The sequence below is a fragment of the Streptomyces pluripotens genome (assembly GCF_000802245.2).
GTDB lineage: Bacteria > Actinomycetota > Actinomycetes > Streptomycetales > Streptomycetaceae > Streptomyces > Streptomyces pluripotens.
Genome location: NZ_CP021080.1, coordinates 5,826,534 through 5,839,050, shown reverse-complemented (window position 1 = coordinate 5,839,050; position 12,517 = coordinate 5,826,534). Strand labels below are relative to the sequence as shown.

Annotated in this window: 9 protein-coding genes; 7 read left to right on the top strand and 2 right to left on the bottom strand. The window is 71.6% G+C overall.

Features of this window, described 5'->3' with window-relative positions; translation table 11 throughout:
• Window positions 1-247: 247 nt before the first annotated feature.
• The gene (locus LK06_RS26000; RefSeq protein WP_039656740.1) at window positions 248-637 is read right to left on the bottom strand and encodes a cell division protein SepF; all 390 of its coding nucleotides are present in this window, start codon (window positions 635-637) and stop codon (window positions 248-250) included.
• A 755-nt stretch (window positions 638-1,392) separates the two neighbouring features.
• On the opposite strand from LK06_RS26000, the gene LK06_RS25995 reads away from it, so the two are divergent.
• Genes LK06_RS25995 through meaB form a run of 3 tightly spaced genes read left to right on the top strand, consistent with a single transcriptional unit; the run spans window position 1,393 to window position 6,403 of the window.
• Window positions 1,393-3,210 (top strand): methylmalonyl-CoA mutase family protein, encoded by a 1,818-nt coding sequence (locus LK06_RS25995; RefSeq protein ID WP_039656742.1) that lies wholly within the window; start codon window positions 1,393-1,395, stop codon window positions 3,208-3,210.
• The gene (gene scpA, locus LK06_RS25990; protein WP_039656743.1) at window positions 3,210-5,393 is read left to right on the top strand and encodes a methylmalonyl-CoA mutase; all 2,184 of its coding nucleotides are present in this window, start codon (window positions 3,210-3,212) and stop codon (window positions 5,391-5,393) included. The genes LK06_RS25995 and scpA overlap by 1 nt, the downstream gene beginning before the upstream one ends.
• A 5-nt stretch (window positions 5,394-5,398) precedes the next feature.
• On the top strand, window positions 5,399-6,403 hold the full coding sequence (gene meaB, locus LK06_RS25985; protein WP_039656745.1) for a methylmalonyl Co-A mutase-associated GTPase MeaB: 1,005 nt from the start codon (window positions 5,399-5,401) through the stop codon (window positions 6,401-6,403).
• Between the two features lie 192 nt (window positions 6,404-6,595).
• Here the strand turns inward: meaB and LK06_RS25980 are convergent, their stop codons facing one another.
• Window positions 6,596-7,900 (bottom strand): APC family permease, encoded by a 1,305-nt coding sequence (locus tag LK06_RS25980; protein ID WP_078858731.1) that lies wholly within the window; start codon window positions 7,898-7,900, stop codon window positions 6,596-6,598.
• A 516-nt stretch (window positions 7,901-8,416) separates the two neighbouring features.
• Here LK06_RS25980 and LK06_RS25975 point away from each other — a divergent pair.
• The 4 genes from LK06_RS25975 to LK06_RS25960 all read left to right on the top strand — a co-directional run bounded on the left by LK06_RS25975 (window position 8,417) and on the right by LK06_RS25960 (window position 12,354).
• Window positions 8,417-9,001 carry a sigma-70 family RNA polymerase sigma factor gene (locus tag LK06_RS25975; protein WP_039656746.1) on the top strand — a complete coding sequence of 195 codons (585 nt, stop codon included), beginning with the start codon at window positions 8,417-8,419 and terminating at the stop codon, window positions 8,999-9,001.
• Window positions 8,998-9,747 (top strand): anti-sigma factor, encoded by a 750-nt coding sequence (locus LK06_RS25970; protein WP_039656748.1) that lies wholly within the window; start codon window positions 8,998-9,000, stop codon window positions 9,745-9,747. The genes LK06_RS25975 and LK06_RS25970 overlap by 4 nt, the downstream gene beginning before the upstream one ends.
• Before the next feature lie 164 nt (window positions 9,748-9,911).
• A complete protein-coding gene (locus LK06_RS25965; RefSeq protein WP_052318849.1) occupies window positions 9,912-11,576 on the top strand; it encodes a molybdopterin-dependent oxidoreductase in 1,665 nt (554 codons plus the stop codon).
• A 112-nt stretch (window positions 11,577-11,688) separates the two neighbouring features.
• Window positions 11,689-12,354, top strand: coding sequence for a fasciclin domain-containing protein (locus LK06_RS25960; protein WP_039656749.1), 666 nt, complete (start codon window positions 11,689-11,691; stop codon window positions 12,352-12,354).
• Window positions 12,355-12,517 lie beyond the last annotated feature (163 nt).

Below are 12,517 nucleotides of genomic sequence, written 5' to 3'. Positions count from 1 at the left end.
ACCCCACTCGTCCTGCTGTCGCCCCCCGCTGACGCACCGGTTGGCCGCCCCACCGCGCAGCGGACCCCTCGTGCCGCGCATCAGCGCGCACGTCCACGCCGACGCCGACGCCCGCAGCCCGGATACCGGCGGGCTGCGCCTCGGGGCGGACTGACGGCAGTTGAACACGCGAGCCACCCATACCGGACTCCGGCTCCCGCGCCCAAGACCGCGCCCGGCAGCACATCGGGTGCGGGAGTCGACTGACTCAACCGCCGGAGAGCCCAGCGCCCTCCATCAAGCCGCTGACCTCAGTGCCCGGCGGGGTGAGGAGGAACACGTTGCGGTCGACGCGATGCATTCCGCTGCCCAGACCGAAGACGACACCCGTGCTGAAGTCGAGGACACGCTTGGCGACCTCCCCCTCGGCGCCGGAGAGGTCGAGCAGCACGGGAGCCCCAGCCATCACCGTCTCGGCGACGTCCCGCGCGTCCGCGAAGACGTTGACCCGCAGGACCACGAACCGGCGCCGGGTCTCTGTCTCCGCGTCGGGTAGCGAGCGGTGGTCGACAGCGGACGGCCAGGCGTCCCGGCCCCGCAGCGGCACGACCTGGGCGAGCCCTTCCCACTGTTCATCGGTGACGTCGTAACGGCTCACCGGCTCCCCCCGACCTGACTCACGCTCAATGCCTGCACCAGCCAATTCTTACGCCAAGTCACCCGTTCAGCCCAACAACGACACGGTGCGCGACGGGCCCTTCGGTCCCGGACCCGGTATGAATCAGGGGGAGATGCCCGAATGCGCCTGGTTCTTGTCGCTCTCGCACCGGACTCTTCGCCGACCGTCGCACTCGGCTCGCCACCCGCCGCTAACGTCCGGCGGCGTGCACTTGGCGGAAGAACGACAGGTGCCGTCCGGGCGACGGACACAGCTGGCGGTGTCCGTCGCCCCGGCGTCACGACGTAGCAGCCACGACCAGTCGCAGACCCTGGACACCTCCGAAGCCGAGTTCCGGGTTCCCTGCCGTCGGTCGGACGGCCCGTGGCCGGGCTGCGGGGGACGCGGGCCGCCGGCCCCGTCACCCGAGACGTGGTCCGCCGGCTCCCCTCCGCCCGAACAGGTCGGTCCGCCTGCCGGACCGAAGGGCGACCGCCCTCACCGGCAGGACACACGACCTCACGCGGGAGGCATCAGCCCTGCACCGGAACCGTGCGGCAAGCCCTCGCGGGCCTGCAGGACGCCGGCCACCACGGCCATGAACATGTGGCCCCTCCGGGCCCGGAGGACGGGCATTCCGGCAGCCTTGCGCCAGCCCTGCGGCAGATGAGAGGCACAGGTCACAGCCGAAAGGAGGGAAACCTCACAGCCTCCACGGTGCTCTCACCTGAGCATGCTGCCCTAGCATCCGAGCCATGACGGTCCTGCCTGACGACGGGCTCTCACTGGCCGCCGAGTTCCCTGACGCGACACACGAGCAGTGGCAACGCCTGGTCGAGGGTGTGCTGCGCAAGTCGGGCAAGGAAGTCTCGGGCGCGGCAGCTGAGGACGCCCTGTCCACGATGCTGGAGGACGGGCTGCGCACCCGTCCCCTGTACACGGCGCGCGATACCGCGCCTGACCCCGGCCTGCCGGGCTTCGCCCCGTTTGTACGGGGCAACCGCCCCGAGGGCAACACCGCGGGCGGCTGGGACGTACGGCAGCGACACGCAGCGATCACCGGCAGCTCCGCGGACGCGGTACTGACCGACCTGGAGAGCGGCGTCGGCTCCCTCTGGCTGGTCCTGGGCGAGGGCGGTATCCCGGTCAGCCAGCTCCACCGGGCTCTTGACGGCGTCTACCTCGACCTGGCGCCGGTCGTCCTGGACGCGGGGCGCGACACCGAGGTAGCCGCCGAGGCCCTGCTGGGCCTGTACGCGGACAGGGGCGTCGACCCGAAGGCCGCGCGCGGCAACCTGGGTGCCGATCCGCTCGGGTACGAGGCCCGCACCGGCACACCACTGGGATGCGCGCCCTTCGCCGCCCTGGCCGCACGTTGCGCCGGGACGTACCCGGGACTTCGCGCGCTGACCGTGGACGCGTTGCCGTACCACGAGGCAGGCGGCTCGGCCGCACAGGAGTTGGGCGTCTCGCTCGCCACTGGGGTGGCCTATCTCCGGGAACTCACCGAGGTGGGGCTGAGCGTCGAACAGGCCGCGTCCCAACTGGAGTTCCGCTACGCCGCCACCGCCGACCAGTTCCTGACCGTCGCCAAGCTGCGCGCGGCGCGACGGCTGTGGGCCCGGGTGACCGAGGTGTCCGGGGCATCGGGCGCGGGCGCCCAGGTGCAGCACGTGGTGACCTCACCAGTGATGATGACCCGCCGCGACCCGTGGGTGAACATGCTCCGCACCACCATCGCGACACTCGCCGCCGGGGTCGGCGGCGCCGACGCCGTGACCGTACTGCCGTTCGACCATTCGCTGGGCCTGCCGGACGCGTTCGCCCGCCGGATCGCCCGCAACACCTCCACGATCCTCATCGAGGAGTCCCACCTGGCGCGGGTCGTCGACCCGGCGGGCGGCTCCTGGTACGTCGAGCGGCTGACGGACGAACTGGCGCAGGCCGCCTGGCGGTTCTTCCGCACCATCGAACGCGACGGCGGCCAGGCCGCAGTTCTGCGCTCCGGCCGTCTACGCACGGACCTGGCGACGACCTGGGCAGAGCGCTCCAAAAAGCTCGCCAAGCGGCGCGAACCCATCACCGGCGTCAGCGAGTTCCCCCTGCTGTCAGAGAAGCCGGTGGAGCGCGAGCCCGCGCCCGAGCCGCCTGCCGGTGGTCTACCGCGGGTGCGCCGCGACGAAGCCTACGAAGAACTGCGCGCCCGCTCCGACGCCCACCTCGCACGGACCGGCTCACGTCCCCGGGTCTTCCTCGCAACCCTTGGCTCGCCCGCCGAACACACTGCCCGCTCGGCCTTCGCCGCCAACCTGTTCCAGGCGGGCGGCATCGAGCCGGTCACCGAGGGCCGCTTCGAGGACAGCGGGGCCACCGAGGTCGTGCTGTGCTCCAGCGACGCGCTCTACGCCGAACAGGCGGCGCAGACGGCCGAGTCACTGCGCTCGGCCGGTGCCAGGCACGTCTTCCTCGCCGGCCGGCCGGCTGACCACCCGGGCGTCGACTCGTACGTCTTCGCGGGCTGCGACGCCGTCGCCGTGCTGTCCGCGACCCTCGACCGCATGGGAGTGTCCTGATGGGAATCCCCGACTTCTCCGGCATCGAGCTGGGGGCCCCGGTCGCCGACGGCGATGTCGAGGAGTGGTGCAAGGCCGTCGAGCGGGCAGCCGGGGGCGCGCAGCCCCTGTGGGAGACCCCGGAGGGCATCGGGGTCAAGCCGCTGTACACCGGTCGTGACCTGGAAGGCCTGGACTTCCTCGACACCTACCCGGGCATCGCGCCGTATCTGCGCGGCCCGTACCCGACGATGTACGTCAACCAGCCCTGGACGATCCGCCAGTACGCGGGCTTCTCCACCGCAGAGGAGTCCAACGCCTTCTACCGGCGCAACCTGGCAGCGGGCCAGAAGGGCTTGTCGGTCGCCTTCGACCTGCCCACGCACCGGGGTTACGACAGCGACCACCCGCGGGTGACCGGTGACGTCGGCATGGCGGGCGTGGCGATCGACTCGATCTACGACATGCGGCAGCTGTTCGACGGGATCCCGCTGGACCGGATGACGGTGTCGATGACGATGAACGGCGCGGTGCTGCCGGTGCTGGCGCTGTACATCGTGGCGGCGGAGGAACAGGGCGTGCCGCCCGAGAAGCTGGCCGGGACCATCCAGAACGACATTCTCAAGGAGTTCATGGTCCGCAACACCTATATCTATCCGCCGAAGCCGTCGATGCGGATCATCTCCGACATCTTCTCGTACACCTCGCAGCGGATGCCGCGCTACAACTCCATCTCCATCTCCGGGTACCACATCCAGGAAGCCGGCGCGACGGCCGATCTGGAGCTGGCGTACACGCTCGCCGACGGTGTGGAGTACATCCGCGCCGGGCGCGCCGCGGGCCTGGACGTGGACGCGTTCGCACCCCGGCTCTCCTTCTTCTGGGCGATCGGCATGAATTTCTTCATGGAGATCGCCAAGTTGCGGGCCGCGCGGCTGCTGTGGGCCAAGCTCGTCTCGCAGTTCGAGCCGAAGAACGCCAAGTCGCTGTCGCTGCGCACCCATTCGCAGACCTCGGGCTGGTCACTGACCGCGCAGGACGTCTTCAACAATGTCACCCGTACCTGTGTGGAGGCGATGGCGGCGACCCAGGGCCACACACAGTCGCTGCACACCAACGCCCTCGACGAGGCCCTCGCCCTGCCGACCGACTTCTCGGCACGGATCGCCCGGAACACCCAGTTGCTCATCCAGCAGGAGTCGGGCACCACCCGGGTCATCGACCCGTGGGGCGGCAGCGCCTACGTGGAACGGTTGACCTACGACCTCGCCCGCAGGGCCTGGGCACACATCCAGGAGGTCGAGCAGGCGGGCGGCATGGCGCAGGCCATCGACGCCGGCATCCCCAAGCTGCGCGTGGAGGAGGCGGCGGCCCGCACGCAGGCCCGCATCGACTCCGGGCGGCAGCCGGTGATCGGCGTCAACAAGTACCAGCCCGGAAGCGGTGACGGCGACGAGCAGATCGAGGTCCTCAAGGTCGACAACTCGGCCGTGCGCGCCCAGCAGATCGAGAAGCTGCGGCGACTGCGCGCGGAGCGGGACGAGCAGGCCTGCCGGGATGCCCTGGACGCGCTCACCCGGGCCGCCGACGGTAGCGACAACCTGCTGGAACTGGCAGTGCGCGCGGCCCGGGCGAAGGCGACCGTGGGCGAGATCTCCGACGCCCTGGAGAAGGTCTACGGCCGGCACGCGAGCCAGATCCGTACGATCTCCGGTGTGTACCGCAATGAAGCAGGCCGGTCCCCGTCCGTGGACCGAACCCGTGCCCTGGTGGACGCCTTCGCCGAGGCCGAGGGGAGGCGGCCGCGCATCCTGGTAGCCAAGATGGGCCAGGACGGCCACGACCGCGGCCAGAAGGTGATCGCAACGGCCTTCGCCGACCTCGGCTTCGATGTCGACGTCGGCCCGCTGTTCCAGACGCCGGGCGAGGTCGCCCGGCAGGCGGTCGAGGCGGACGTGCACATCGTCGGGGTTTCCTCGCTGGCCGCCGGTCACCTCACGCTTGTCCCGGCGCTGCGCGAGAAACTCGCCGAGGAGGGGCGCGAGGACATCATGATCGTGGTCGGCGGGGTCATCCCCCCGCAGGACGTACCGACCCTGTTGGAGATGGGCGCCGCGGCCGTGTTCCCGCCCGGCACGGTGATCCCGGACGCGGCGTACGACCTGGTGCAGCGATTGTCGGCCGACCTCGGCCACGCCCTGTAGGGCCGATGGCAGCGATCGATCTCGACACGTATGTCAAGGGTGTGCTCGACGGCAGGCGGGCCCTGGTGGCCCGCGCCGTCACGCTCGTCGAGTCCACCCGGCCTCAGCACCGGGCGCTGGCACAGCAGTTGCTCACCGAGCTGCTGCCGCACAGCGGCCGGTCACGGCGGATCGGTGTGAGCGGGGTGCCGGGCGTGGGCAAGTCGACGTTCATCGACGCGTTCGGCACGCTCTTGACCTCGCTGGGACACCGGGTGGCAGTCCTCGCCGTCGACCCCTCCTCCACTCGCACCGGCGGCTCCATCCTGGGCGACAAGACCCGGATGGAGCGCCTCGCGGTGGACCCGCACGCCTTCGTCCGGCCCTCCCCCAGCGCGGGCACGCTGGGCGGAGTCGCGAAAGCCACCCGGGAGTCAATGGTGGTCATGGAGGCGGCGGGCTACGACGTGATCCTCGTGGAGACCGTCGGCGTGGGCCAGTCGGAGACCGCGGTCGCCGACATGGTCGACTCCTTCCTGTTGCTGACCCTGGCCCGCACCGGCGACCAGCTGCAGGGCATCAAGAAGGGCGTCCTGGAGCTGGCCGATGTGATCGCCGTCAACAAGGCGGACGGTCCGCACGAGCGCGACGCGCGGGCGGCGGCCCGGGAGCTGGCGGGCGCGCTGCGGCTGATGCACGGCAAGGACGCGTTCTGGACTCCCCCGGTACTGCACTGCAGCGCCCGGGAGTCGACCGGCCTGGACACGGTGTGGGAACGCCTGGAACAGCACCGCAGGCTGCTCGAATCCACCGGACGGCTCGCCGCCAAACGACGGGAGCAGCAGGTCGGCTGGACCTGGGCGATGGTCCGTGACGAACTGCTCGGCCGCCTGCACGCCGACCCGGCGGTGCGTGAGGCCGCACCGGACCTCGAACGGCAGGTCAGGGAGGGCCGGCTGACGGCGACACGGGCGGCGGAACGCATCCTTGCGGCATTCGAAGGGTGTACGGCTCCCCAGGCCGGTCACTGAGTCGGCCGGACCGGCGCGCCGCGCCACGACGTGCTCCGGGGTGTCGGGGAGGACGGACGGGCCCGTTCGCGCTGTCCGTCCCGCCCACCGGCCCACTCCGCTGGTCTGCGGCGGTGGCGGTGCACGGGCCCGTGTCGATGACCACACCTCGTACGGACGTGTGGAGGTACGGCGGCGGTCGTGGCGCTGAGGTCAGGCTCCGGGCGACGCCGCCCTGGCACCTTCCGGCAGTTTCCGACCGCGCGCCTGGATCACGATTTCACCCAGCACCGCCAGCACGAGCATCGCACCGAGCACCATGAGTTGCCGTGGGATGTTGGTCGCCGCGTAGACGATCAGCGCGACGAGGCAGATCACGCACGCCGCCACACCGATGGCCGCAGCCGCCCGCGTGCCGGTGCCGGCATCCGCGAGCCGAGCGGCGGCGAGGTTGACGGCGGCGAAAACCAGGAGGAAGCCGGCCGACCCCATGAGGCTGATGCCCTCGATGTCGACCAGGTTGACGATGAGGAGGGTTCCCCCCGCGGTGGCCAGCAGCCCGCCGATGGGACGGTTCCACACCGGCTCGGCCAAGTGCTCGGGAAGCTCGCCGTGACGGGCCATCAGATAGGTGAACTTGGCGGTGCCGTAGAGAGTGGCGTTGATGGCGCTCGCCGTGGACACGACGGCGGCGATGGCGATGAGCGTGAAGCCCGCCTGACCCAGCAGCGGCCGGGCGGCGACCGCCAGGGCGTAATCGCGGTTCTGGGCGATCTGCTGCCCGGTCAGGTTGCCGACGGCGACGAAGGCCACCAGGACGTAGAGGGCGATGACGGTACCAATGGAGATCAGGTAGGCCCGGGGCAGGGAGCGTTCGGGCTGGGCGGCGTCCTCGGCAGCGTTCGCGATCAGTTCGAACCCCTCGTAGGCGAGGAAGATCAGGCAGCCTGCGTAGACGATGGCGCCGCCGTGGGGGTACGCCGACGGTGCGACCCGGGAGGTGTCGACGAAGGCCAGGCCGCCGATGCAGAAGAGCATCAGGACGACCAGTTTGAAGTAGACCAGCAGTTCCTCGGCCCGTCCCACCACCTTGGCCCCGGCGAGGTTGAGCGCGGTGAAACAGACCACGACCGCGCTGGCCAGCACGCGCCGCCAGTCGGCGGACAGGCCCAGCAGCGCGGCCAAGTACGCCCCGAAGGCGATTGCGTACAACCCGAGCATCACGAAGTAGCTCAGCCACAACAGCAGGTTGAGCGGCCCGGCCAACCGGGGGCCGAAGGCCCGGTCGAGGAACGCGGCCGTGCCTCCACGGCTACGGATCCGCACCGACAGCACGGCGTAGGAGACTCCGGTCAGGGCCGCGACCGTGCCACCGACGAGGAACGATATGTAGGCGCCCGCCCCGGCCACCTGCACGGTCAGGCCGAGCACCGAGAAGATGCCGCCGCCGACCATCCCGCCGATCCCGATCGACACCAGCGCCGGGACACCCAGCCCCGTCTCGCGCCGCCTCTGCATGTCTGATGCCTCCGTGTGAACTCGTTGCTGACCGTCGGCCCGACCCGGTCCTCGTCCAGCCCGGCGGCCACCCCTCCGGCTCCGGGATCGAGCCGGAACCGCGCCATGCAAGTTCACGCCGGCACCGCTCACCGCACCAGGGCCATCCGGCCCCCAGCGGGTGGGACCAGCGCCTGGAGGGTACCCGGTTACGCCCCAGGTCACGCAGCCCCCAGCGGCCGGTCCGTGCCCGGGTCGCAGCGTCCGGCACGTTACATCGTCGGCGCCGAGCCCAACCGCCCCTGCGTCAGTGCCGGCTGCCGCCGGCCGGCGCACGCCGCGTGCATCCGTCAGCGTCGGGACGGCAGTAGTGGTGGTTCACGTGTGACGCGGTCCACCGGCGCCCAGCCGCCCCGTCCCGGTGGAGGAGAACGCCGTACGGCCAATCCACCGCCGCAACAGCCCCGGATTACCCCTGCAGTCCGCTCGCTCCACCGCACTGGCCCCCACAGCGGCCAGCCATACGAAGGAAGCTCGATGAAAGAAGTCGTCCACATCGGCAGGAACCCCTCCGCGGGGCCCGATGTGCAGGAGTTGGTCGGCGCTGTCGCCCAGGGCGACCGGCAGGCATTCGCGGCCGTATACGACGTGGTCGCCGCACCCGTCTTCGGCGTGGTGCGTGCGGTGCTGAAGGATCAGGCTCAGTCGGAGGAGGTGACGCAGGAGGTACTGGTGGAGGTGTGGCGCACGGCCGCCAACTACCGGTCCGACCGGGGAACGGCGATCAACTGGATTCTCACCCTCGCCCACCGGCGCGCCGTGGACCGGGTCCGCTCGGTGGAGGCGTCGGCGGCCCGTGAGGAGAAGGCGGCGCTGCTCGACCAGCTGCCTGCCTACGACGAGGTCACCGAGGAGGTCGAGACCAGGCTGGAGCGTGAGCAGGTGCGCCGGTGCCTGCGCACGCTGACCGAGTTGCAGCGGCAGTCGGTGTCCCTGGCCTATTACCGCGGGCTGACCTACCGCGAGGTGGCCGAACTGCTGGCTCTGCCACTGGGTACGGTCAAGACGCGGCTGCGCGACGGGCTGATCCGGCTGCGCGACTGCCTGGGGGTGACCGCATGACCGCCGCCGACCTGCACACCTTGACCGGCGCCTACGCACTGCACGCGCTGGGTGCCGACGAGCGGGGCGCCTTCGAACGGCACATGCGGTCCTGCGAGGCGTGTGCCACGGAGGTCCGTGAATTTTCGGCGACCGCCGCCCGCCTCGGCCTCGCCGCCGCCGCAGGCCCGCGCGGCGCGCTGCGCGCCGAGGTGCTGCGGCGCATCGAGTCGGTGCGGCAGGAGCCACCGCGCCGCACCGGTGTGCACCAGCCCGTCGCCCGGCGACGCGTGGCGCGGCTGACCCGCTGGGCTCTGGCCGCCTGCCTGGCCGCGGCGGCCGGGCTCGGCGGCACCGCGGTGTGGCAGTACCAGCGGGCCGACCGGGCAGCCGAACGGGCCGAGCGGGCCGAGCGGCGCTGGGACGCCATCGCAGCCGTGCTGGCCGCGTCAGACGCCCGCACCACCACAGTCCGCCTTGGGGGTGGGGCCACGGCCACGGTCGTGGTCTCGCGCGGCCGCGGCCGGGCGGTGTTCGTGGCATCCGGGATGTCCGAGCCGCCGCCGGGCAAGGTCTACCAGTTGTGGTTCGACGACCAGGGGACCATGCGCCCGGCGGGTGTGATGGACCCCGGCCGGTCCACCGAGGCGGTCCTCATGCGGGGTGCCGTGGACGGAGCACGTGGCATCGGCGTCACGGTGGAGCCGGCGGGCGGCTCCCGACAGCCGACGTCGTCGCCGATCGCGGCGATGCGGTTCGCCACCTGAGCCCCGTGCCCGGACGTACGCGGGGAAGGAACGGCACGGTCGGGAGAACGGTGCAGAGGTCCGGTTCCCCGTAGCCGGGGACCTCGCGGATGGGTGGCAGGAGCCGGATGAACCCGATGTGGTGAACGGCCAATCCGCCACCGGGCCGGGTCCGGATTACCGGCGTGAGGACGAAGAAGCGCAACTCCGCCCATGCCGGGGGCCGTCTGCCGGCCGCACTCGGCGGTCTGCTCGCCGGGTACGCCGCCCTGGCCGTCGCGGAGCTGGTCTCCGCGGCCGTCCGGCCGCAGGCATCGCCCGTCCTCGCGGTCGGTTCGGCGGCCATCGACCGCGCACCCGCACCGGTGAAGGACTGGGCGATCCGCGAGTTCGGCACCAACGACAAACTCGCACTGCAACTGGGCATCGTCGCCGTGCTCGGCGTCATCGCGGTCGCCCTGGGCCTCCTAGCCCTGCACAGCCGCACAGCGGGTTCCACGGGGATGGCGGTTTCGGGCGCCGTGGGCGTCTGGGCCGCGCTGAGCCGACCGGACGCGACCGGGTTCGCTGACGCCCTGCCCTCGCTGGTCGGTGCCTGCGCAGGAGCCGCGCTGCTGTACGACCTGGCGGGACGGCTGCGGGCCCGAACGACCGGCGACACCGCATCCGTGCAGAACACCGCGCCGGGTTCCCGGCCGAACAAGGACTCCCTGCCGTTCACGAACGGCCTTCCCCCGGCCGACGGGACGCGGGAACCCGGCTGGGACCGGCGCGGTTTCGTCACCGCGGCGCTGGCCGCGGCCGCTGCCTCGACAGGTGCCGGGCTGGCTGGCCGGTCCCTGAACGGGGACCGCGGCAGCGGCGCCGACGCCTCCCGGCTCGGGGTCGTCCTGCCTGCCGCCGCCTCGTCCGCACCACCCCTGCCTGGGGGCGCCGGAATGGAAGTCCCCGGCATCAGCCCCTTCATCACCCCGAACCGGGACTTCTACCGGGTGGACACCGCCCTGGTGGTGCCGAAGGTCGATGCCACGGCCTGGCGGCTGCGCATCCACGGCAAGGGTGTCGCCCGGGAGCGGACCTTCACCTTCGAGGACCTGCTGGGCAGAGAACTGATCGAACGGCGCATCACGCTGACCTGCGTCTCCAACCAGGTCGGCGGCCCGTACGTCGGTAACGCGCGATGGATCGGGGTCCGCCTGGCCGACCTGCTGGCCGAGTGCGGGGTGCGCCCGCCTTCCCACGGCGGTCCCGCCGACCAGCTCGTCGCCCGCTCCGTCGACGGCATGACACTCGGCACCCCGGTCGAGGTCGTCATGGACGGCCGAGACGCCCTGCTGGCCCTCGGCATGAACGGCGAACCGCTGCCTTTCGCGCACGGCTTCCCGGTGCGGATGGTCGTGCCCGGGCTGTACGGCTTCGTCTCCGGATGCAAGTGGATCCAGGACATCGAGCTGACCACGTTCGATGCCTACGACACCTACTGGGTCAGGCGTGGCTGGGCCCGCACGGCGCCGGTCAAGACGCAGTCCCGCATCGACACCCCCAGGCCGTTCGCCCGTCCCAGGGCCGGAGGCGTCCTGGTCGCCGGCGTCGCCTGGGCCCAGCACCGTGGCATCGACAAGGTCGAAGTCCGCGTCGACGACGGCCCCTGGCGCGCCGCCCGGCTCGCCACCGAGGACACCGCCGACACCTGGCGGCAGTGGTCCCTGCCCTGGCAGGCCGCCCCCGGCACCCACACCCTCACCGTCCGCGCCACCGACCGCACCGGCGTGGCCCAGACCCCGCGGCGCACCCGGACCATCCCGGACGGCGCCGACGGGTGGCACTCGGTGGTGGTCACCGTCGTGTGACCGGGCGCCCCGGCCCATCGCCGCCCGCGCCCCCTCACCCCGGCCGCCGCCGCTCCGCCCCCGCCGCACCGCCGTCGGCACCCGCCGTCGGCGCATGTCAACAGGAGGAATCATGACCGTACGTTCATTCCGTTTCCGCCGCACCGCCGCCGCCGTTGCCGCCGCGGCCGTCCTGCCGCTGGCGCTGACCGCCTGCTCCGGCGGCGACAGCACCGCCGCCGGCTCCGACTCGTCCGCCGCGGCGTCCGATGACAGCCCGGGCAGCGACGGCATGGCGAGCGCATCCGAGGCCGCCATGGAGAGCCAACCGTTCGGTCCCGCCTGTTCCGCGGTGCCCGAGAACGGCGCGGGCTCGTTCGACGGGATGGCTCAGGACCCGGTGGCGACGGCCGCTTCCCATAACCCGGTGCTGTCCACCCTGGTCGCTGCGGTCACGAAGGCCGGCCTCGTCGACACCCTGAACAACGCCCGGAACATCACCGTCTTCGCGCCCACCAACGACGCCTTCGCCAAGATCCCGAAGGCCACGCTGGACAAGGTGCTCCATGACAAGGCACAGCTGACGAAGATCCTCACCTACCACGTCGTAGGCAAGAAGCTCACCCCGAAGGACCTGGAGAACGGCTCCTACGAGACGTTGGAGAAGGGCGAGCTCTCCACCTCCGGTTCGGGCACCGACTACAGCGTCAACAACTCGGCCAAGGTCGTGTGCGGCAACGTGAAGACCGCCAACGCCACCGTCTACCTCGTCGACACCGTGCTGATGCCCAAGAACTGACGCACCCTCTGACAGGAGCGGCCCGTCCCGGCCGGCAGCACCGGGCCGGGCCGCTCCGCCCCGTCCTGGTGAGGCGGGGCGCTCACCGCCGCACAGCGGACCACCAGCTCACCGAAACCGGCGTGAGGTGCCTGTGCAGGTCGGTGCAGCGCTGGGCTGGGCC

What these genes read in the sequence shown, in the direction of transcription:
- LK06_RS25980 (WP_078858731.1), bottom strand. Translation starts at nt 7,900, where the DNA reads ATGCAGAGGCGGCGCGAGACGGGGCTGGGTGTCCCGGCGCTGGTGTCG.
- LK06_RS25995 (WP_039656742.1), top strand. Translation starts at nt 1,393, where the DNA reads ATGACGGTCCTGCCTGACGACGGGCTCTCACTGGCCGCCGAGTTCCCT.
- LK06_RS25975 (WP_039656746.1), top strand. Translation starts at nt 8,417, where the DNA reads ATGAAAGAAGTCGTCCACATCGGCAGGAACCCCTCCGCGGGGCCCGAT.
- LK06_RS25970 (WP_039656748.1), top strand. Translation starts at nt 8,998, where the DNA reads ATGACCGCCGCCGACCTGCACACCTTGACCGGCGCCTACGCACTGCAC.
- scpA (WP_039656743.1), top strand. Translation starts at nt 3,210, where the DNA reads ATGGGAATCCCCGACTTCTCCGGCATCGAGCTGGGGGCCCCGGTCGCC.
- LK06_RS25960 (WP_039656749.1), top strand. Translation starts at nt 11,689, where the DNA reads ATGACCGTACGTTCATTCCGTTTCCGCCGCACCGCCGCCGCCGTTGCC.
- meaB (WP_039656745.1), top strand. Translation starts at nt 5,399, where the DNA reads ATGGCAGCGATCGATCTCGACACGTATGTCAAGGGTGTGCTCGACGGC.